Consider the following 18,766-nt stretch of genomic DNA (forward strand, 5'->3'; position numbering starts at 1 on the left):
CCGGAGGGAATTGTTGCCCGAATGGGGCCTTCACGCCAACGTGGCCTGTTAAAATCGCCCGTTCACCCCGCCAGTGCAGCCGCCCGTGACCAGCCCCTCGACCTCTGCCAACTCCCCCCTGACCTACCGTGACGCCGGTGTCGACATCGACGCAGGCAACGAACTGGTCGAGCGCATCAAGCCGCTGGTAAAGCGCAGCTTCCGCCCGGAGGTGATGGGCGGACTCGGCGGCTTCGGCGCCTTGTTCGACCTCTCCAACAAGTACCGCGAGCCGGTCCTGGTGTCCGGCACCGACGGCGTCGGCACCAAGCTGAAGCTGGCACAACAGCTGGGCCGGCATGACACGATCGGCATCGATCTGGTCGCCATGTGCGTCAACGACGTGCTGGTGCAAGGTGCTGAACCGCTGTTCTTCCTGGATTATTTCGCCACCGGCAAGCTCGACATCGACACCGCTGCGGCCGTGGTCGGCGGCATCGCCAATGGCTGCACCGAGGCCGGTTGCGCGCTGATCGGCGGCGAAACCGCTGAAATGCCCGACATGTACGCCCCGGGCGAATACGACCTGGCCGGCTTCACCGTCGCCGGCGTTGAAAAGAGCGAACTGAAGGACGGCTCGGCCGTTGCCCTGGGCGACGTGCTGATCGGCATTGCCTCCTCCGGCCCGCACTCCAACGGTTATTCGCTGGTCCGCCGCATCTATGAGCGCGCCGGCAGCCCGGCCGAGCTGGTGCTGGAAGACGGCGTCAAGCTGGTCGATGCGCTGATGGCGCCGACCCGCCTGTACGTCAAGCCGATCCTGTCGCTGCTCAAGACCCACGGCGCGGCCGTCCACGGCATGGCCCACGTCACCGGCGGCGGCCTGACCGAAAACATCATCCGCGTGGTGCCCGAAGGCCTGGGCCTGAACATCGACGCCAGCAGCTGGACGCTGCCGCCGGTGTTCCAGTGGCTGCAGCGCGAAGGCAATGTGGCCAACAGCGAAATGTGGCGCACCTTCAACTGCGGCATCGGTTTCGTGCTGCTGGTGCCGGCCGACCAGGTTGCCGCCATCAACGGCACGTTGGATACGCTGGGCCTGGCGCATTGGCAGATTGGTGAAGTGGTGGCTGAAAACGGCGCTGAACGCGTCCACATCGGCTGAGCCAACGCCTCCATGACAGCCGCCAAGAAGGCAGCCTTCATCGGCGTGCTTGTTGTATTCGCGCTTACCTGGATCAAACCGCTATGGCCTGTGGAACAGGCCCTGCACAGCTCGCTGACCGTGCTCGGCCTGCTCGCGCTGTGGTGGGTGGACCGCCGCTGGCCACTGGGCAATGGCGCCTTCATCGCCATCTGCGGCTTCATCCTGCTGCATTGCATCGGCGCGCGTTGGCTGTACTCCAATATTCCCTATGACCAATGGGCGCAGGCGCTGTTTGGCTGGTCGCCGAACGCCGCCTTCGGCTGGGAACGCAATCACTTCGACCGGCTGATCCACCTGCTGTACGGCATCTGCTTCACGCCGGCTTTGACCCAGCTGGCCCGCCGCACCTGGCCGGCGCTACGCGTTGGCCAAGCCTTCACCTTGGCGGTGATGACCATCATGTGCACCAGCTTGGCCTACGAATGGCTGGAATGGGGTATCGCTCTGGCCCTGTCGCCGGAAGCGGCCGAGGCCTACAACGGCCAGCAGGGCGACATCTGGGATGCGCATGCCGACATGCTGCTGGCCACCCTCGGCAGCCTGGCGCTGTGGCCACTGCTGCGGAAATCCCGCGCATGAGTGAGCTGCCCCGCCTCGCCGTGCTTGCCTCCGGGCGCGGCAGCAACCTGCAGTGCCTGCTCGATGCGATTGCCGCAGGCCAGCTGGATGCACGGATTGTCGGGGTGTTCTCCGACAAACCCGCGGCTGCCGCCCTGGACAAGGTGGCACCCGAGCAGCGCTGGGCCCGCTCGCCCAAGGACTTCGCCGACCGCGAAGCCTTTGACGATGCACTGGCCGACGCCCTGGCCGCCAGCCAGCCGGACTGGATCCTCTGCGCCGGCTATATGCGCATCCTCGGTGCCCACTTCGTGCAGCGCTTCAACGGCCGCCTGATCAATATCCACCCGTCCCTGCTGCCGCTGCACAAAGGCCTGCATACCCATGCCCAGGCAATTGCCGGCGGCCATGCCGAACACGGGGCCAGCGTGCATTTCGTGGTGCCTGAACTGGATGCCGGCGCGGTGATCGCCCAGGCCCGTGTACCAGTGCTGCCCGACGACAGTGCCGAAACACTGGCCAAGCGCGTTCTGGCGGTCGAACACCCGCTGCTGCTGGCCAGCGTTCAGCTGCTGGCCGCCGGGCGTCTGGCTGAACGCGGCGGCGTGGTTCAATTCGACGGTCAGTCCCTGTTTAGTCCGCTGCGCCTAGATTCCGCCGGAACCCTCCAGCGCTGATCCGCACATGCTGCTGATGTGTGGTTTGGCATGATCTTCCCTTTCTTCTGCCCTCATACCCGCATGGCCATAGCGCTTTTCAAACCAATGGTTTTGACCGCACTGCTGGTATCGGCCCTGGGCCATGCCCAGGAAGCGCCCGCACCTGCGCAGGCCGCCGTTGCGCCGGCCTTGCCGGCGCTGGAGTGGACCCCGCCCGCATTGGAACCGTTCGTCGCCACCTACCAGGCCCTGTACAAGGGCAAGGAAGCCGGCGATGCCACCTTGCGCGTGGTCCACAGCAGCGAGGCACAGTGGCGGGTGGACATGGCGGTACGCGGCAGACGCGGCTTTGCCAGCATCCTCGGGCTGAACATCGAGCAGAGCACGGTCTTCAACAATGAAGGCAGCGTGTACACGCCACTGAGCCAGAGCACGGTCAAAAAAGCCCTGTTCATGGGCAAGAAAGTCACCGGCGTCTATAACTGGCAGGCAGGTACCGCGCAGTGGCAGGGCGATCTGAAGGAAGAGCGGCAACGGCCCATTCCGTTGCAGCGCGGCGACCAGAGTGCCTTGCTGTTGAACCTGTCCCTGATGCGCGATGCGCGCCCGGGTCAGGCCCTGCAGTACCGCTATGTCGATGTCGGCCGTGTGCGTCAGTACGAGTATCGCGCCGCCGACACCACCGAAAACGTACAGGTGGGTGATCTCAGCTATGACGCCTTGCGGGTCTACCGCACCAATGGCGGCAATGATGAAACCATCCTGTGGATTGCCAACGGCGTACCGACGCCGGTGCGCATCCTGCAACGCAAAGATGGGCAGGACGAGATCGACCTGCGCCTGATCGAATATCAAGGAGCCTGAGCATGAAGCATTCCCGTCGCCCCCTGCGTTTCCTCGCCGCCGCCGCGTTGACCGTGGCCAGCTTGCCGGCGTTGGCGATTGAGCCGTTCACCGCCAATTACCAGGCCAGCTACATGGGCATGCAGGCCAACGGCGTGATGACGGTCGCTCCGGCCGGTAACAACCAATGGCGTTACAGCCTGCAGATCAAGAACCCGATGGCCGATCTGAGCCAGGCAACCGTATTTGACGAGCACGGCGGCAAACTGCGCCCGCTCAGCAGCCACGATCGTTCGGTGGTGCTGATCAAGCGCAAGCAGGTGGACGCGCGTTATGACTGGACCAGCAACCAGGCCACCTGGACCGGCGATGTGAAACCCGAGCGCGCCGGCCCGATCCGCCTGCAGAACGGCGACATGGACGCCTTGCTGATCAACCTGGCGATCGCCCGCGACGTCAGCGACGGCAAGCCCTTGAACTACCGCATGGTCGACGATGGCCGCATCAAGCCGATGACTTACCGGGTGATCGGCAAGGAAACCATGACCATTGCCGGCAAGCAGCAGGAAGCCACCAAGGTTTCGCGCGTGGACGGCAACAAGGAACAGATCGCCTGGATCGTCCCCGGCATGCCGGTACCGGCACGCCTGCTGCAGCGTGAAAACGGCCAGGACGCCCTGGACCTGACCATCAAGTCGATCCAGTAAGCCCGAGGTGGAGGTAGTGCCGAGCCATGCTCGGCAAGGGGCTTAACCAGAAGCGGTGAAGCTCCCCCTCCCCAGCCCTCCCCTTCGCTGCGCGAAAGGGAGGGAGCAGGTAGTGCCGAGCCATGCTCGGCAATGGGGCTCTACCGGTAACGCCTCTGCCGAGCATGGCTCGGCACTACAGAAGACGCGCATTGTAGGAGCGGCGTAAGCCGCGAAGCTGAAGCTGCGTCAGCGCGCGAAGAGCTTACCCCCTCCCCAACCCTCCCCTTCGCTGCGCGCAAGGGAGGGAGCAGGTAGTGCCGAGCCATGCTCGGCAAGGGGGCTCTACCGGTAAAGCCTCTGCCGAGCATGGCTCGGCACTACAGAAGACGCGCATTGTGGGAGCGGCGTAAGCCGCGAAGCTGAAGCTGCGTCAGCGCGCGAAGAGCTACCCCTCCCCAACCCTCCCCTTCGCTACGCGAAAGGGAGGGAGCAGGTAGTGCCGAGCCATGCTCGGCAATGGGCTCTGCCGGTAACGCCTCTGCCGAGCATGGCTCGGCACTACAGTGGCTACGCTTACTCTGCCGCCGGCTTCTTGAACACCGTGCGGCAATCGCGACGGAATTCTTCGCCCGTGCTGCGCCAGATGAAACTGCGGCACTGGCGATCACCCTCTTCGCTGTCTTTCACCTGCACCGCATAGAACGCCTGCAGGAACTCGTCACGACTGACCTGGCCGTCGCCATTCCAGTCCATCTGTTCCTTCTCCACGCCCTGGGTGATGGCCACGCCGCTGTACCAACCCCAGCCCAACCAGGCCAGGGCCAACAGCACCAGGCCCAGCAGGGCCTTGCGACGCGGGGTGAAACGGCCCTTGAGGATCACGCGATCCGCCGCACGTTGGCACCGAGCCCACTGAGCTTTTCCTCAATGTTTTCGTAGCCACGATCAAGATGGTAAATGCGGTCGATGCTGGTCTCGTCAGCCGCCACCAAACCGGCAAGAATCAAACAGGCCGATGCGCGCAGGTCGGTCGCCATCACCGGCGCACCACTGAGCTTTTCAACGCCACGGATGATCGCGGTATGGCCTTCGATCTGGATATCCGCACCCAGCCGCAGCAGCTCGTTGACGTGCATGAAACGGTTCTCAAAGATGGTTTCCTTGATCACGCCCACACCATCGGCCACACAGTTCATTGCCATGAACTGGGCCTGCATGTCGGTCGGGAATGCCGGGTGCGGCGCGGTGGTGATGTTCACCGCCTTGGGCCGCTTGCCGTGCATGTCCAGGGTAATGCTGTCCTCGGTGGTGCTGATTTCAGCGCCGGCTTCGGTCAGCTTGTGCAGCACCGCATCCATCGTGTCCGGGCGCGCATTGCGCACCGTGACGCGGCCGCCGCTCATCGCCGCGGCTACCAGGAACGTACCGGTTTCGATGCGATCCGGCAGCACCGCGTGGCGGCCACCGTGCAGGCGCTCGACGCCCTCGATGACCAGCCGTGCACTGCCAACGCCTTCGATCTTCGCCCCCAGGGCGATCAGGCAATGCGCCAGATCGGCTACTTCCGGCTCCATCGCGGCGTTTTCCAGCACCGTGGTGCCGTCAGCCAGCACTGCAGCCATCAGCACGTTTTCGGTGCCGGTGACGCTGACCATGTCGAAGGTATAGCGGCCGCCCTTCAGGCGCCCATCGACGTGGGCCTTGATGAAGCCGTTCTCGACGCTGATTTCCGCACCCAGCGCCTGCAGACCCTTGATGTGCTGGTCAACCGGGCGCGAACCGATGGCGCAACCGCCCGGCAGCGACACTTCGGCCTTGCCGAACTTGGCCAGCAACGGGCCCAGCACCAGGATCGAGGCGCGCATGGTCTTGACCAGCTCATACGGCGCGACATGCTGATCAACCGTACGCGGGTCGACCACCACCGCGCTGCCGCGCGACAGCGTGCCCTGGTCGATGGTGACCTTGGCGCCCAGCTCGCCGAGCAGCTTCACGGTGGTGATCACATCGTGCAGATGCGGCACGTTGGTGATTTCCACCGGCGCATCGGCCAGCAAGGTTGCGCACAGGATCGGCAGGACGGCGTTCTTGGCGCCGGAGATATGAACCTCACCGTTCAGCGCATTGCCGCCGGTGACTACGATTTTCGCCATGGATTTAAGGCCGGTATAAGGAAAAGAGAGTGCGCCGGCTCAGCCGGCTTCACCCGGGGTAATGGTTTTCAGCGCCAAGGCGTGGATCGCCCCGCCCATCAAGTCGCCCAGCGTCGCATACACCATGCGGTGGCGCGCCAACGGCAGCTTGCCGGCAAATGCCTCACAGACCACCGTGGCCTCGAAGTGCACCCCGTCGTCGCCCTGCACGTCGGCGCGGGCGCCCGGCAGGCCGGCTTCGATCAGATTTCGGATGGTCTCGGCGTCCAAAGCGCTTTCCTAATAAAATGAACCCCCATTCTACTATCCGAGTGGCATCCGTATGGCTGCTTCCCCGCTTTCCCTGGATACATTGCGCGACGCCGACCTGGTGGCCAGTGGTCATCGTGTGTTCGAGATCGAGCGCGACGAGCTGGACCGGGTGGGTGGCCGCATCGGCGCCGAATTCGCCGCTGCCTGCCGCCTGGTACTGGCTTCGCGCGGCCGCGTGGTCACCACCGGCATGGGCAAATCCGGGCATATCGCGCGCAAGATCGCCGCAACCCTGGCCTCCACCGGCACGCCGTCGTTCTATGTGCACCCGGGCGAAGCCGGGCATGGCGATCTGGGCATGATCACCGAAGATGACGTGGTCTTGGCGCTGTCCTATTCCGGTGAATCGGACGAGGTGCTGACCCTGCTGCCGGTGTTCAAGCGCCAGGGCAACCCGCTGATTTCCATGACCGGCCGGCCGCAATCGAGCCTGGCACTGGCTGCCGACGTGCATCTGGACGTGAATGTGGACCATGAAGCCTGCCCTCTGGCACTGGCCCCGACCTCCAGCACCACCGCCTCGTTGGCGATGGGCGACGCGCTGGCCGTGGCCCTGCTGGATGCACGCGGCTTCACCGCCGATGATTTTGCCCGCTCGCACCCGGCCGGCAGCCTTGGCCGGCGCCTGCTGCTGCACATCACCGATGTGATGCATTCAGGCGAAGATCTGCCCAGCGTCAGCGACGATGCCAGCCTCAGCGCGGCCTTGATGGAAATGAGCCGCAAGCGGCTGGGCATGACCGCCGTGGTCGATGCCCAGGGCAAGCTGGTGGGCCTGTTCACCGATGGCGATCTGCGCCGCGCCCTGGACACCGATCTGGACGTACGCACCGCCAGCATTGCCCAGGTGATGACCCGCAACCCGCGTACCATCGGCGCCGATCAGCTGGCCGCCGAAGCCGCGCGCCTGCTGGAAACCCACAAGATCAATGGTTTGATCGTGGTCGATGGCGATAACCACCCCGTCGGTGCCCTGAACATTCATGACCTGTTGCGGGCAAAAGTGGTTTAAACCCCGCACAATCAACGGTCTCGGGCCAAGGCCCGACCTGCCGCAACGGATACTGCCTACCAATGCCCTACTCGCCGCTCGCGCTTTTCCCCGCCAATCTGCACGCCACCGCCAGCGCCATCCGCCTGGCCTGCTTTGACGTGGACGGCACCCTGACCGACGGCCGGCTGTTCTATGACCATGCCGGCAACGAGAGCAAGGCCTATTACGTGCAGGACGGTCTGGGCCTGAAACTGCTGCAGCAGCACGGCATCCACCCGGTACTGATCACCGCCCGCAACAGCTTGTCGGCGCAGCGCCGAGGCGCTGATCTGGGCATCGATACGCAGATTGCAGTGGGCGACAAGCTGGCCAGCGTGCGCGCCCTGTGCGAGCAGCACGGCATCGGCCTGGACCAGGTCGCCTTCATGGGCGATGACCTGCCCGACCTGGCCCCGCTATGTGCGGTAGGCCTGGCGGTGGCACCGGGCGATGCCCATCCGTGGATTGCCGAACGCGTGCATTGGCAAACCCGCGCCCAGGGCGGCCGTGGCGCAGCGCGCGAGCTATGTGACGTATTGCTGGCCGCGCAGGGCAAACTGGACGCGGTCCTGGCGAGGTTCTCCTGATGAGTTGGCGTTCCATTCTTGGTATCGGCCTGCTGCTGGCGGCCGTGCTCAGCGGTTGGTCGGCATGGCGCAACCGCACCAACACCGCGCCCTCCGCGGTGGAGGAAGGCAGTACCGACTTCACCCTGACCGATTTCGAGATCGTCACCCTGGACAAGGAAGGCCACGAATCGGTCACCTTGCGCGCACCGTCAATGGCGCGCAGCCGTGCCGACCAGACCTCGACCATCGACAAACCCCTGTTCCTGTTACCCGATGCGGCCGGACAGCATTGGGAACTGCGCGCCGATACCGGCTGGGTCAGCCCCAAGGGCGAAGAACTGCGCTTGCGCGGCAATGTCGCCGGCGACAGCCCGAAGGACGGCAAGACCCCGCCCACCACCTTCCGCACCGACGCATTGGACGTGTTGACCGAGCAGGATCTGGCGCGCACCGATGGCCGCGTCACCATGACACGCCCTGGCCTCAACCAAAGCGGCGTTGGATTCCAGACCAATCTTAAAACCAAGCAATACTCCTTCCTTTCCCAGGCCAAGACCCGCTATGAACCCAATGCTGCCCGCTAAGCTCGCGTCGATCACCTTGCTCGTCGCCCTGCTCGCTCCCGGCCTTGCGTGGTCCAAGGCGTCGGACCGCAATCAGCCGATGAACATAGATGCAGGACAACAATCCGGCACGCTGGATGGAAATGGCAAAACCACCCTTTCACAGGGCGTGATCATCACCCAGGGAACACTGGAACTGCGTTCTGCCGAGGCTGAGCTGTACATGACCGATGGCGAGATTGTGCGCGCGGTTTTCATTGGCAAGCAGGCCCAGCTGAAGCAGCAGCTGGATGATGGCACCTGGATGAACGCTGTCGCTGACCGTATCGACTACGACATCAAAGCTGAGAACCTGACCTTGATCGGCAACTACAAGGTTGAATCAGAGCGCGGCACCAACGCCGGCCAGCGCATGGTCTACAACACCCGTAGTGGCGCGATGCAGAGCGGTGGCGACGGCACCCGTGTACGCACCGTGATTCAACCAAAATCCACGACGCCATCTACGAAATGATCTTTTCCGCACTTCTCTTCATTGATCGCGAGTGAAATAAGGAATGTGCAAGCAGCAACCTGCGCTTGCACACCAATCCCTCGAATGCAAGGAAGATAAACGTGAGAAAATTCACCTGTACTTATATAGCTGCAGTTATAGCTATCGGCTTTTCCTTTTCAGCCAATGCAAGGGAAACTGTAGTTGTCGGCGGAGTGGCGACCACCTGCGACAATAGTTGCGTGGTCAATGGCACCAAGGTTTCAGACAGCGCTGGCGGCAGGGTTCACGTTGTTTTTCTACCCAAACGCCAATAATTCGGTCCAAACTGAGCTAGTCAAAACAGCTTGAACGATTGAAATGGCGGTCAGCGGAACTGTTCGCTGACCGTCTTGAGTTACAAATCCCTATAAAACTGGAAATTCCACAGACAATGCTCGTTGCCCAAGGCCTCCGCAAGCGCTACAAGAACCGCGAAGTCGTCAAGGACTTCGGGCTGACCCTGGATGCCGGTGAAGTGGTAGGCGTGCTCGGCCCCAACGGTGCCGGCAAGACCACCTGTTTCTACATGATCGTCGGCCTGGTTGCCGCCGATGCCGGTAGCATCATGCTCGACGGCAAGGACCTCACCAATGAGCCCATGTACGAACGCGCCAAGCTCGGCGTCGGCTACCTGCCGCAGGAGCCGTCGGTGTTCCGCAAGCTCAGTGTGGCCGACAACATCCGGCTGGTGCTGGAGCTGCGCGAAGACCTGGACACCGCCAGCCGCGAGCGTGAACTGTCCTCGCTGCTGGAAGAACTGCAGATCAGCCATGTTGCCGACCAGGCCGGCGCAAGCCTGTCCGGTGGTGAACGTCGCCGCTGCGAAATCGCCCGCGCACTGGCGGCACGGCCGCGCCTGATCCTGCTCGACGAGCCGTTTGCCGGCGTCGACCCAATCTCGGTCGGCGAGATCCAGCGCATCGTGACCCACCTCAAGCAACGCGGCATCGGCGTATTGATCACCGACCATAATGTGCGCGAAACCTTGGGAATCTGCGACCGGGCGTATATCCTCGCTGAGGGCAGCGTACTGGCGCAGGGGGCACCAGAAGATCTGCTGGCAAATACCGACGTACGCCGTGTTTATCTCGGGGACGCTTTCACCCTCTGAGCCGCAGCGCCACGTCGGGCCCCTTCCCGGACGGATCAGGCATGAAAGCTCGGCTGCAGACATCGATGGGACAAAGCTTGGTCATGACGCCGCAGTTGCGTCAGGCCATCCGCTTGCTGCAGATGTCCAGTACCGAGCTGGAGTTGGAACTGACCGAAGCGGTGGAAACCAATCCACTGCTGGAATGGGCAGAGAACACCGAAGGCAGTGATGGCGACGACAGCCCATCCAGCAGTTCCAGCGACGAAACCCCGATCGATCCCGCGCAAGGCGACATCAACGCCGACGGCGAAGACTGGGATGGCGGCGATGAAGACTGGAGCAGCGCGCGCTCGGGCTCGTTCGACGACGATGGCGACAACAGTGAGCGCGAACAGGCCGAAGACGGCGACACCCTCGCCGACCATCTGCTGTGGCAACTGCACCTGACCCATCTGGGCCGCTGCGACCGCGCCATCGGCGTGGCGCTGATTGATGCATTGGACGAAGACGGCTATCTGCGCGAGCCCTTGTCCGCCATCGCCCAGACCCTGCTGCCCGAGATCCATGCCGACGAAGACGAGATCGTGGCGGTCCTGCGCCAGATCCAGCGCTTCGATCCGGCCGGCGTAGGCGCCCGCAACCTGGGCGAATGCCTTGCGCTGCAACTGGACACACTGCCCGCCGACACGCCCGCACTGGCGCTGGCCCGGCGCATTGCCGACGGCCCGCTGGAACGACTTCCGCGCGCAGGCATCAACGGTATCGCGCAGGAACTCAAACAACCGGTAGCCGACGTGGAAGAAGCGGTGCAGCTGCTGCGCTCGCTTGATCCACGCCCGGGCAAACAACTGGGCCAGATGAGCTCGGACACCTATGTCGTGCCCGACTGCGTGGTCTGGCGCCAACGCGGCATCTGGCGCTGCGCACTGGCCGGGCACGCCGGTCCGCGCGTGGTCATCAACCATGGCTACGAACAACTGATCCGCCGCTGCGGCGATGCCGATGCCAGCTACCTGCGCGCACAGCTGCAGGAAGCGCGTTGGCTACTGAAGAGCCTGCAGGCCCGTGGCGAAACGCTGTTGCGGGTGGTCACCAGCCTGCTGCATCACCAGGCCGGTTTTCTGGAATTCGGCGAACAGGCCCTGCGTCCGCTAACACTGCGTGAAATCGCTGGCGAACTGGAACTGCACGAATCCACCATTTCGCGCGCCATCGCCCGCAAATACGTGCGTACTCCGCGCGGCACCCTGCCGCTGCGTGCGTTCTTCGCCTCGGGCATCGATACCGAGGGCGGCGGTGAGGCCTCCAGCACGGCGATCCAGTCGATGATCCGCAACCTGATCGATGCGGAAAACCCGCGCAAACCGCTTTCTGACGCCAAGCTGGCTGAAATGCTCAAAACCAGTGGCATACCGGTAGCGCGGCGCACCGTTGCGAAGTATCGTGAGGCCATGAACATCTGTGCCTCTCACGAACGCGTCCGCATCGTCTGAAGCATTCGTTGGGCAGCGCAGGGTTCATCTAGGCAACCCCGAACCACAGGAGGAATCCGATGCGTATCGAGACGTATGGCCAGCAAGTTGAAGTCACGCCTGCTCTGAAGGAATACGTGGAAACAAAGCTGGAACGGCTGGGTCGGCATTTCGACCAGCACTGCGAAGTCCGCGTCCAGTTGTCCACCCGCAAGCCTGACTACCTCGTCGTCGCCACGGTGAATCTACCCGGGCGCACCCTGCACGCCGATGCGGCTGCCACCACCATGTATGCAGCCATTGACGTATTGGCCGACAAGCTCGACCGGCTGGTCATAAAGCACAAGGAAAAGCATCTTCCCCACGCATCGCATGCTCTGCGCGACAATGGCTGATCTTTATACCCAGCCGTAAGCCAACATGCCGTTGACCGACCTGATGGCGGCCGTGAGTACCCAGGTACTCGCGGTCGCTGATCGAGACAGCACCCTGATTGCTGCCTCCCGCCTGCTTGCCTGCCGCGAGGCCGGCGCAGACAGCCTCTTCCTCAGCCTGCGCGAGCGTGAAAACGTTGGCAGCACGGCCATAGGCCACGGCATCGCCATCCCACATGGGCGCTCGGATACCTTGCAGGCGCCCCGCGGCGCCCTGCTGCGACTGCAGGAACCGGTTGATTTCGGCGGTGATGAACCGGTGGATCTGGTCTTTGCGATGGCCGTGCCTGCGCATTACACCCACCAACACCTGATGCTGCTGTCGGAGCTGGCGGAGATCTTCTCCGACGCCGACATCCGCCAGGCGCTGCGCGTTGCCCCCGACGCCCAGGCCCTCAAACACATCATCACCCACCCGCAACAGGCGCGCAGCGGATGAATACCAGCATCACCGCCCAGGAATTGTTCGACCAGCAGCGCGAAAAGCTCGATCTGCGCTGGGTCGCCGGCCATGCCGGCTCGCAACGTGAACTGGAGGCGGGCAATACCGTCTCGCGGCGGCCCTCGCTGGCCGGCTACCTCAACACCATCTACCCCAACAAAGTGCAGATCCTCGGCACCGAGGAGCTGACCTGGCTCGATTCGCTGGATGCGCGGCAGCGCTGGGAAGTGATCGAGCGCATCATCCAGGCACGGCCACTGGCGCTGGTCATCACCAAGAGCCATGGCTGCCCGGAAGACCTGCGCTCGGCCGCCGACGAATCGCAGACCCCGTTATGGGTCTCGCCGCGACGCGGCCACGAACTGCTCAACCACCTCAGCTACCATCTGGCCCGCACGCTGGCGCCGCGGGTCATCCTGCATGGCGTATTCATGGAGATCTACTCCATTGGCGTGCTGATCACCGGCGAAGCCGGCTCGGGCAAGAGCGAACTGGCCCTGGAGCTGCTCTCGCGTGGCCACCGGCTGGTCGCCGATGACGCCCCCGAGTTCACCCAGATCGCCCCTGACGTGCTCGACGGCACCTGCCCGGAGCTGCTGCAGGACCTGCTGGAAGTACGCGGCCTGGGCGTGCTGAATGTGCGGCAGATGTTTGGTGACACCTCTGTAAAGAAGAACAAGTATCTTCGCCTGATCGTGCACCTGACCAAGCCCATGACCGAACCCAGCAGCTACGGCTATGAGCGCCTTACCGGCGATTCGGGCAAGCGTCATGTGCTGGACCTGGACGTGCCGCTGATCACCCTGCCGGTGATGCCCGGGCGCAACCTGGCGGTGCTCACCGAGGCCGCCACCCGCCTGCACATCCTGCGCACCAAGGGCATCGACCCGGCGGCGATGTTCATCGCCCGCCATAGCAACCTGTTGGAGCAACGTAGTCCATGAGTGCACACCCTGCATCGGTACTGATCATCGTCAGCGGCTTGTCCGGCTCGGGCAAATCGGTGGCGTTGAAGACCTTTGAAGACCTGGACTACTACTGCTCGGACAACATCCCGGTAAACCTGCTGCCCGAGTTCGTGCGCGGGGTGCTCGGCGAACGCGACGAAAACAGCCCCAAACGGCTGGTTGTCGGCATCGATGTACGCGGCCGCAGCGACCTCAGCCAATTGGGCACCTGGCGCAAGACCGCGCTGGATTACGGCATCGATGCGCGCCTGCTGTTCTTCGAAGCCGACGATGACACCTTGCTGGCGCGTTATGCCGATACCCGCCGCCGCCACCCGCTCAGCCACCTGGGCCTGTCGCTGCCCGAAGCCATCGCCCGCGAACGCGAGTTGACCGCGCCGCTGCGCCGCGAGGCCGATGCGGTCATCGACACCACCCGCCTCAACGTCCACCAGCTGCGGCGCCGGGTCATCACCGATTTCGCGCTCAGCCACGAAAACAAGCTGTCGTTGCTGTTCGAATCCTTCGCCTACAAGCGCGGCGTGCCGGCCGAGGCGGATTTCGTCTTCGACGCGCGGGTATTGCCCAATCCGCACTGGGACCCGGAACTACGCTCACTGACCGGCCGCGACCGCGAGGTCCGCGAGTACCTGGACGCCCAACCCGACGTGGTGCGTTACGTCACCCAGCTGCAGGATCTGCTCGATACCTGGCTGCCCAAGCTGGGCAGCGAAACCCGCAGCTATGTCACCGTCGCCTTCGGCTGCACCGGCGGCAAACACCGCTCGGTCTACCTGGCCGAACGCTTGGCCCGGCATGCGCGCGAGCGCGGCTGGCAGGACGTGGCCACCTTCCATCGCGAACAGGATTGAAAGGCGCGGCAGGACAGCCCTGAATGACACACAGAAGACAGTTTTAGACGCTATCGCGGACTTGCTCCGACCTGTTAACGTTCAGGGATGACCTGCGGCATTCTCCTAGTAACTCACACCGGTATCGGCACTTCCCTGCTGGAAGTGGCGACCACCCTGTTGCGGCACCTGCCGCTGAAAACCGAAGCGTTCGAAGTACCTTTCGACGCCGACCTGGATGCCCTGCTGCCCGCCGCTTCGGCGGCGATGCGCCGGGTTGAAGGCGATGGTGGCGTGTTGATATTGACCGATCTGTACGGCGCCAGCCCCAGCAATCTTGCCGGCCAGCTGGCCCGCCTGGGTACTCCCACGCGGCGTGTATCGGGTTTGAGTCTGGCGATGTTGCTGCGGGTAATGAACTATCCGGAACAGGGATTGGACCAACTGCCCGCCACTGCGGCGGCGGGCGCTCGCAATGGAGTCATCACCGACGATGCTTGAACAAGAACTCATGGTTTCCAACCGGCTGGGCCTGCATGCCCGTGCCACCGCCAAGCTGGTGCAGGTACTGTCCGGCTTCCGCGCCAATGCCACGCTGGTGGCCAAGGGCCGCGAGGTCAACGCCAAAAGCATCATGGGCGTGATGCTGCTGGCCGCCGCCCAGGGCACACCGGTCACGGTGCGGGTCGACGGCGAGGACGAAGCGGCAGCACTGGAGGCGGTAGCCGCCCTGTTCGAGCGTCGTTTCGACGAGGACAACTGATGCGCAACGCCGCGCACGCGGGGGCAGCCAAGATACGGAGCCGGCAACGGTGAACCGTCTACTTGGCCTGCCCGCTTCCCGTGGCTCGGCGCTGGGCCGTGCCCGTGTGCGCTTGCCACATGTGCAGGATATCGGCGAAAAACGCGTCGCCGCCAATGCGGTGGAACACGAACTCGAACGCCTGCACCGCGCCACCGATGCGGCGCGCCAGGAAATGCGCGAGCTGCGTACCCGCCTGCAGGGTGCGCTGCCCGCGGAAGTGGGCGAATTCCTCGAGCTGCACGCCATGCTGCTTGACGACCCCGAGCTGCTGACTGCGCTGGATGAGCTGGTGCGCAGCAAGCGCTACAGCGCCAGCCACGCCCTGCGCATCCAGCGCGACCGGCTGGCGCAGGTGTTCGAAGGCATGGAAGACGCCTACCTGAAAAGCCGGATGGACGATCTGGACCATGTGATCGGTCGCATCCAGTCCTTCCTGCACAAACGCACCACCACCATGAAGGGCCTGGCCGGCGAGATCCTGGTCTGCGAGAACGTCGCGCCCTCGGAGCTGGCGCAGCTGCAGTCGCAAGGCGTGGTCGGCATCGTCAGCAGCGCCGGCAGCGTGCTTTCGCACAGCGCCATCCTCGCGCGCAGCCTGCATATGCCGCTGGTGGTGGCCGCCAACGCGGTACTGCAGAAAGTCAGCGATGGCGACGTACTGATACTGGACGGTGGCAGTGGCGAGATCGTGGTCGATCCCGGCCCCGACGACCTGCGCCAATACCGCCTGCGGCAACGAGAACTGGCACGCGAGCAGCGTGAACTCGGCCGCCTGCGGGCCAAGCCGACCCGCACCCTTGATGGCGCGGAGATCACCCTGCTGGCCAACGCCGAATCCCATGACGACGTGGCCCAGGCGCATGCCCTGGGTGCCCGCGGTCTGGGCCTGTACCGCACCGAATTCCTGTTCATGCAGCGCAACCAGCTGCCTGACGAAGAAGAACAGTTCCACGTCTACCGCGACACCGTGCTGGGCATGAGCGGGCGCCCGGTCACCATACGTACCCTGGACCTGGGCGCGGACAAGGCCGACCGCACCGGGCTGGTGCTGAGCAGCGAGGAAAACCCTGCGCTGGGCCTGCGCGGCGTGCGCCTGTCGCTGGCCCGGCCCAAGGTATCCGATACCCAGTTGCGGGCCATCCTGCGTGCCTCCGGCTATGGTCCGCTGCGCATCCTGATCCCGATGCTGACCACCCGCGAGGAAATCATGGCCGTGCGCCGGCGCCTGTCACGGCTGACCGCGATCCTGCGCAATGATGGCCATGAAGTGGCCGAGAACATTCCGGTCGGGGCGATGATCGAGGTGCCGGCGGCCGCCATTGCACTGGAAACCTTCATCGACCAGGTCGACTTCCTGTCGATCGGCACCAATGACCTGGTCCAGTACCTGCTGGCCGCCGACCGCAACAACGATGCCGTGGCCGAGCTGTATTCGCCGCTGCATCCAGCGGTGCTGTGGCTGTTGCGGCAGGTGATCGAAACCGCCCAGCGGCACGACACGCCGGTGGCGGTCTGCGGTGAAATGGCCGGTGACGCGCGCATGACAGCCTTGCTGCTAGCCTTGGGGCTGACCGAGTTCAGCCTGCACCCGGCCACCTTGCTGGAAGTCCGTCGCGCCATCCGCGAGGTGGATCTTGGCGCGCTGCGCCAGCAGGCGCCGCAGTTATTGGCTGCACGCGACCGCCGCGGCATTGAACGCTGGATCACCACCACCGCCGGTAGTTGAGTCCGGCAACAAAATCCGGCAGCGCCGGTTATATGCAAGCCCGCGCGCCGCACGTGATAATGGCGGGCTAAACACCGCCGATGGCGCTCACCCGCCACGGACTGCGGCCATCACCATACCGGGAGCTGCGCATGGCTGAAGCCGTACGCCACGACAAGACCGCACGCCAGCTGCGCCTGCTTTCCGATGCATTGGACAGCGGCCGTCTGGGGCCGGTGCGCCGTCTGGTCAACACGCTCTCGCCGGCCGAGATCGGCAACCTGCTGGAGTCGTTGCCGCCGGGCAAGCGTGAAGTGGTGTGGGGGCTGGTGGATGCCGAGGACGACGGCGAGGTGCTGGTGCATGTCGGTGAAGACGTGCGCGAAAGCCTGCTGGCGGACATGGACGCGGACGAGATCATCGCCGCGGTCGAAGACCTGGACATCGACGATCTCGCCGATCTGGTCGAGGACCTGCCCGACACCGTCATCGACGAAGTACTCAAGTCGATGGACCGCGAGAACCGCGAGCGGCTGGAGCAGGTGCTGTCCTACCCGGAAGACACCGCCGGCCGCTTGATGAACCCGGACGTGGTCACCGTGCGCGCCGACGTCAATGTCGATGTGGTGCTGCGCTACCTGCGCCTGCGCGGCGAGCTGCCCGACCACACCGATCACCTGTTCGTGGTCAGCCGGCGTCACCAGTACCTGGGCCGGCTGTCGCTGGCCTCGCTGGTCACCCACGAAGACACCACCCCGATCAACCGCCTGATCGACGACGAACAGCCGGCCATCGACGTGGGCGAAAGCGCCGACGAAGTGGCCCGCCAGTTCTCCGATCATGACTGGGTCTCGGCACCGGTGGTGGATGACAACAACATCCTGATCGGCCGCATCACCATCGATGACGTGGTCGACATCATCCGTGGCCAGGCCGAACACCAGGCCTTGGGCGCGGCCGGCCTGGACGAGGACGAGGACCTGTTCAGCCCGGTCTGGCGTGCCATGCGCCGGCGCCTGATGTGGTTGTCGGTCAATCTGTGCACGGCTTTCCTCGCCTCCAGCGTGGTCGGCCACTTTGAAGGCACCATCGACAAGCTGGTGGCGCTGGCGGTGCTGATGCCGATCGTCGCCGGCCTCGGCGGCAACGCCGGCACCCAGGTGCTGGCACTGATGATCCGCGGCCTGGCACTGGGCCAGGTGGGCGCCTCCAATGCCCGCACCTTGTTGTGGAAAGAGCTACGCGTAGCCCTGCTCAACGGCGTGGTGCTGGGCACGGTGCTGGGCCTGATCGTGCTGGCCTGGTTCCACATGCCCGGGCTGTCGCTGGTGATCGGCGTCGCGCTGACCTTCAATCTATTGTTTGCCGCATCGGCCGGTGTATTGGTGCCATTGACGCTGAAGCGGCTGGGTTTCGACCCGGCGCTGGCCAGCGGCATCTTCCTGACCGCCGTAACCGACTCGATGGGCTTTTTCACCTTCCTCGGCCTGGCCACGCTGGTGCTGTTGCACTGATCGCCGCAGGTAGAACCGTAGCCCGGGTAAGCGCAGCGCACCCGGGAGTTCTTCGCGGAAAGCCCCGGGTGCGCTGCGCTTACCCGGGCTACACTTCAACGCCCTTGTTTCAGGCTTCCCCATGACCATCACCGTCAACGACTACTACCAGACCGGCTGGCGCGAGGACGTGCACAACTGTCCCGCCTGCGAATGGAAGGGCAACTCCCGGCAGATGGAAATGGAACTGCACGACGAGCAGACCGAGTACGCCTGCCCCGAATGCGAGTACCCGCTATTGGTCGTACAGCACCCCGACCTGACGCAGATGCAGGCCGCTGCCGCGGCCGGCAACGAAGAAGCCCAGCAGCAGCTGGCCATCCTGGCAATGGCACCGCGCGACTAACTGCAGGTCACACAGCAG

Annotated in this window: 24 protein-coding genes; 21 read left to right on the top strand and 3 right to left on the bottom strand. The window is 64.2% G+C overall.

The window, feature by feature from the left end; translation table 11 throughout:
• The first annotated feature begins 85 nt into the window (after window positions 1–85).
• The 5 genes from purM to ABB27_RS11695 all read left to right on the top strand — a co-directional run bounded on the left by purM (window position 86) and on the right by ABB27_RS11695 (window position 3,953).
• Complete coding sequence (gene purM, locus ABB27_RS11675; RefSeq protein WP_057628944.1) at window positions 86–1,144, top strand: phosphoribosylformylglycinamidine cyclo-ligase; 1,059 nt, start codon at window positions 86–88, stop codon at window positions 1,142–1,144.
• A 12-nt stretch (window positions 1,145–1,156) separates the two neighbouring features.
• Window positions 1,157–1,765, top strand: coding sequence for a DUF2238 domain-containing protein (locus tag ABB27_RS11680; RefSeq protein ID WP_057628882.1), 609 nt, complete (start codon window positions 1,157–1,159; stop codon window positions 1,763–1,765).
• The gene (gene purN / locus ABB27_RS11685) at window positions 1,762–2,421 is read left to right on the top strand and encodes a phosphoribosylglycinamide formyltransferase (RefSeq protein WP_057628883.1); all 660 of its coding nucleotides are present in this window, start codon (window positions 1,762–1,764) and stop codon (window positions 2,419–2,421) included. Before ABB27_RS11680 ends, purN begins: the two co-directional genes overlap by 4 nt.
• An 87-nt stretch (window positions 2,422–2,508) precedes the next feature.
• On the top strand, window positions 2,509–3,267 hold the full coding sequence (locus ABB27_RS11690; protein ID WP_425477536.1) for a DUF3108 domain-containing protein: 759 nt from the start codon (window positions 2,509–2,511) through the stop codon (window positions 3,265–3,267).
• 2 nt (window positions 3,268–3,269) lie between these two features.
• Window positions 3,270–3,953 (top strand): DUF3108 domain-containing protein, encoded by a 684-nt coding sequence (locus ABB27_RS11695; protein WP_057628885.1) that lies wholly within the window; start codon window positions 3,270–3,272, stop codon window positions 3,951–3,953.
• A 555-nt stretch (window positions 3,954–4,508) separates the two neighbouring features.
• Here the strand turns inward: ABB27_RS11695 and ABB27_RS11700 are convergent.
• Genes ABB27_RS11700 through ABB27_RS11710 form a run of 3 tightly spaced genes read right to left on the bottom strand, consistent with a single transcriptional unit; the run spans window position 4,509 to window position 6,358 of the window.
• Complete coding sequence (locus ABB27_RS11700) at window positions 4,509–4,817, bottom strand: EF-hand domain-containing protein (protein WP_057628886.1); 309 nt, start codon at window positions 4,815–4,817, stop codon at window positions 4,509–4,511.
• Window positions 4,814–6,088 (bottom strand): UDP-N-acetylglucosamine 1-carboxyvinyltransferase, encoded by a 1,275-nt coding sequence (gene murA, locus ABB27_RS11705; protein WP_057628887.1) that lies wholly within the window; start codon window positions 6,086–6,088, stop codon window positions 4,814–4,816. Before murA ends, ABB27_RS11700 begins: the two co-directional genes overlap by 4 nt.
• A 39-nt stretch (window positions 6,089–6,127) precedes the next feature.
• A complete protein-coding gene (locus ABB27_RS11710) occupies window positions 6,128–6,358 on the bottom strand; it encodes a BolA family protein (protein WP_057628888.1) in 231 nt (76 codons plus the stop codon).
• A gap of 52 nt (window positions 6,359–6,410) precedes the next feature.
• Here ABB27_RS11710 and ABB27_RS11715 point away from each other — a divergent pair, with 52 nt between their 5' ends.
• The 16 genes from ABB27_RS11715 (at window position 6,411) to ABB27_RS11785 (ending at window position 18,748) form a co-directional block, all read left to right on the top strand.
• Window positions 6,411–7,412: a KpsF/GutQ family sugar-phosphate isomerase gene (locus ABB27_RS11715; RefSeq protein WP_057628889.1), complete on the top strand. Its 1,002-nt coding sequence runs from the start codon at window positions 6,411–6,413 to the stop codon at window positions 7,410–7,412.
• A gap of 62 nt (window positions 7,413–7,474) precedes the next feature.
• Entirely contained in the window at window positions 7,475–8,020 is a 546-nt protein-coding gene (locus ABB27_RS11720; RefSeq protein WP_057628890.1) for a KdsC family phosphatase, read from the top strand.
• Window positions 8,020–8,586, top strand: a complete 567-nt coding sequence (gene lptC, locus ABB27_RS11725; RefSeq protein ID WP_057628891.1) for an LPS export ABC transporter periplasmic protein LptC — start codon at window positions 8,020–8,022, stop codon at window positions 8,584–8,586. Before ABB27_RS11720 ends, lptC begins: the two co-directional genes overlap by 1 nt.
• The gene (gene lptA, locus ABB27_RS11730) at window positions 8,564–9,079 is read left to right on the top strand and encodes a lipopolysaccharide transport periplasmic protein LptA (protein ID WP_083491278.1); all 516 of its coding nucleotides are present in this window, start codon (window positions 8,564–8,566) and stop codon (window positions 9,077–9,079) included. Before lptC ends, lptA begins: the two co-directional genes overlap by 23 nt.
• Window positions 9,080–9,180: 101 nt before the next feature.
• Window positions 9,181–9,375 carry a hypothetical protein gene (locus tag ABB27_RS19730; RefSeq protein ID WP_152984548.1) on the top strand — a complete coding sequence of 65 codons (195 nt, stop codon included), beginning with the start codon at window positions 9,181–9,183 and terminating at the stop codon, window positions 9,373–9,375.
• Between the two features lie 116 nt (window positions 9,376–9,491).
• Window positions 9,492–10,211 carry an LPS export ABC transporter ATP-binding protein gene (gene lptB, locus ABB27_RS11735; RefSeq protein ID WP_057628893.1) on the top strand — a complete coding sequence of 240 codons (720 nt, stop codon included), beginning with the start codon at window positions 9,492–9,494 and terminating at the stop codon, window positions 10,209–10,211.
• Window positions 10,212–10,252: 41 nt separating this feature from the next.
• Window positions 10,253–11,686: an RNA polymerase factor sigma-54 gene (locus tag ABB27_RS11740; protein ID WP_057628894.1), complete on the top strand. Its 1,434-nt coding sequence runs from the start codon at window positions 10,253–10,255 to the stop codon at window positions 11,684–11,686.
• A gap of 59 nt (window positions 11,687–11,745) precedes the next feature.
• Entirely contained in the window at window positions 11,746–12,060 is a 315-nt protein-coding gene (gene hpf, locus ABB27_RS11745; RefSeq protein ID WP_057628895.1) for a ribosome hibernation-promoting factor, HPF/YfiA family, read from the top strand.
• Between the two features lie 25 nt (window positions 12,061–12,085).
• A complete protein-coding gene (locus ABB27_RS11750) occupies window positions 12,086–12,538 on the top strand; it encodes a PTS sugar transporter subunit IIA (protein WP_057628896.1) in 453 nt (150 codons plus the stop codon).
• The gene (hprK, locus tag ABB27_RS11755; RefSeq protein WP_057628897.1) at window positions 12,535–13,485 is read left to right on the top strand and encodes an HPr(Ser) kinase/phosphatase; all 951 of its coding nucleotides are present in this window, start codon (window positions 12,535–12,537) and stop codon (window positions 13,483–13,485) included. Before ABB27_RS11750 ends, hprK begins: the two co-directional genes overlap by 4 nt.
• Window positions 13,482–14,360, top strand: coding sequence for an RNase adapter RapZ (gene rapZ / locus ABB27_RS11760; protein ID WP_057628898.1), 879 nt, complete (start codon window positions 13,482–13,484; stop codon window positions 14,358–14,360). Before hprK ends, rapZ begins: the two co-directional genes overlap by 4 nt.
• An 87-nt stretch (window positions 14,361–14,447) precedes the next feature.
• Window positions 14,448–14,840, top strand: coding sequence for a PTS sugar transporter subunit IIA (locus tag ABB27_RS11765; RefSeq protein ID WP_057628899.1), 393 nt, complete (start codon window positions 14,448–14,450; stop codon window positions 14,838–14,840).
• A complete protein-coding gene (locus ABB27_RS11770; protein WP_057628900.1) occupies window positions 14,833–15,102 on the top strand; it encodes an HPr family phosphocarrier protein in 270 nt (89 codons plus the stop codon). The genes ABB27_RS11765 and ABB27_RS11770 overlap by 8 nt, the downstream gene beginning before the upstream one ends.
• Window positions 15,103–15,151: 49 nt before the next feature.
• Window positions 15,152–16,870, top strand: a complete 1,719-nt coding sequence (ptsP, locus tag ABB27_RS11775) for a phosphoenolpyruvate--protein phosphotransferase (RefSeq protein WP_057628901.1) — start codon at window positions 15,152–15,154, stop codon at window positions 16,868–16,870.
• Window positions 16,871–17,001: 131 nt separating this feature from the next.
• Window positions 17,002–18,363 (top strand): magnesium transporter, encoded by a 1,362-nt coding sequence (mgtE, locus tag ABB27_RS11780; RefSeq protein ID WP_057628902.1) that lies wholly within the window; start codon window positions 17,002–17,004, stop codon window positions 18,361–18,363.
• A 121-nt stretch (window positions 18,364–18,484) separates the two neighbouring features.
• Window positions 18,485–18,748, top strand: coding sequence for a hypothetical protein (locus tag ABB27_RS11785; RefSeq protein WP_057628903.1), 264 nt, complete (start codon window positions 18,485–18,487; stop codon window positions 18,746–18,748).
• The last annotated feature ends 18 nt before the right edge of the window (window positions 18,749–18,766 follow it).

The organism is Stenotrophomonas terrae (genome assembly GCF_001431465.1).
Taxonomy (GTDB): Bacteria; Pseudomonadota; Gammaproteobacteria; order Xanthomonadales; family Xanthomonadaceae; genus Stenotrophomonas; species Stenotrophomonas terrae.

Bases quoted from the DNA above. Each gene is read 5' to 3' on its own strand.
- ABB27_RS11680 (WP_057628882.1), top strand. From the start codon at position 1,157: ATGACAGCCGCCAAGAAGGCAGCCTTCATCGGCGTGCTTGTTGTATTC.
- purN (WP_057628883.1), top strand. From the start codon at position 1,762: ATGAGTGAGCTGCCCCGCCTCGCCGTGCTTGCCTCCGGGCGCGGCAGC.
- ABB27_RS11690 (WP_425477536.1), top strand. From the start codon at position 2,509: ATGGTTTTGACCGCACTGCTGGTATCGGCCCTGGGCCATGCCCAGGAA.
- ABB27_RS11695 (WP_057628885.1), top strand. From the start codon at position 3,270: ATGAAGCATTCCCGTCGCCCCCTGCGTTTCCTCGCCGCCGCCGCGTTG.
- murA (WP_057628887.1), bottom strand. From the start codon at position 6,088: ATGGCGAAAATCGTAGTCACCGGCGGCAATGCGCTGAACGGTGAGGTT.
- ABB27_RS11715 (WP_057628889.1), top strand. From the start codon at position 6,411: ATGGCTGCTTCCCCGCTTTCCCTGGATACATTGCGCGACGCCGACCTG.
- ABB27_RS11720 (WP_057628890.1), top strand. From the start codon at position 7,475: ATGCCCTACTCGCCGCTCGCGCTTTTCCCCGCCAATCTGCACGCCACC.
- lptC (WP_057628891.1), top strand. From the start codon at position 8,020: ATGAGTTGGCGTTCCATTCTTGGTATCGGCCTGCTGCTGGCGGCCGTG.
- lptA (WP_083491278.1), top strand. From the start codon at position 8,564: ATGAACCCAATGCTGCCCGCTAAGCTCGCGTCGATCACCTTGCTCGTC.
- lptB (WP_057628893.1), top strand. From the start codon at position 9,492: ATGCTCGTTGCCCAAGGCCTCCGCAAGCGCTACAAGAACCGCGAAGTC.
- ABB27_RS11740 (WP_057628894.1), top strand. From the start codon at position 10,253: ATGAAAGCTCGGCTGCAGACATCGATGGGACAAAGCTTGGTCATGACG.
- hpf (WP_057628895.1), top strand. From the start codon at position 11,746: ATGCGTATCGAGACGTATGGCCAGCAAGTTGAAGTCACGCCTGCTCTG.
- ABB27_RS11750 (WP_057628896.1), top strand. From the start codon at position 12,086: ATGCCGTTGACCGACCTGATGGCGGCCGTGAGTACCCAGGTACTCGCG.
- hprK (WP_057628897.1), top strand. From the start codon at position 12,535: ATGAATACCAGCATCACCGCCCAGGAATTGTTCGACCAGCAGCGCGAA.
- rapZ (WP_057628898.1), top strand. From the start codon at position 13,482: ATGAGTGCACACCCTGCATCGGTACTGATCATCGTCAGCGGCTTGTCC.
- ABB27_RS11765 (WP_057628899.1), top strand. From the start codon at position 14,448: ATGACCTGCGGCATTCTCCTAGTAACTCACACCGGTATCGGCACTTCC.
- ABB27_RS11770 (WP_057628900.1), top strand. From the start codon at position 14,833: ATGCTTGAACAAGAACTCATGGTTTCCAACCGGCTGGGCCTGCATGCC.
- mgtE (WP_057628902.1), top strand. From the start codon at position 17,002: ATGGCTGAAGCCGTACGCCACGACAAGACCGCACGCCAGCTGCGCCTG.
- ABB27_RS11785 (WP_057628903.1), top strand. From the start codon at position 18,485: ATGACCATCACCGTCAACGACTACTACCAGACCGGCTGGCGCGAGGAC.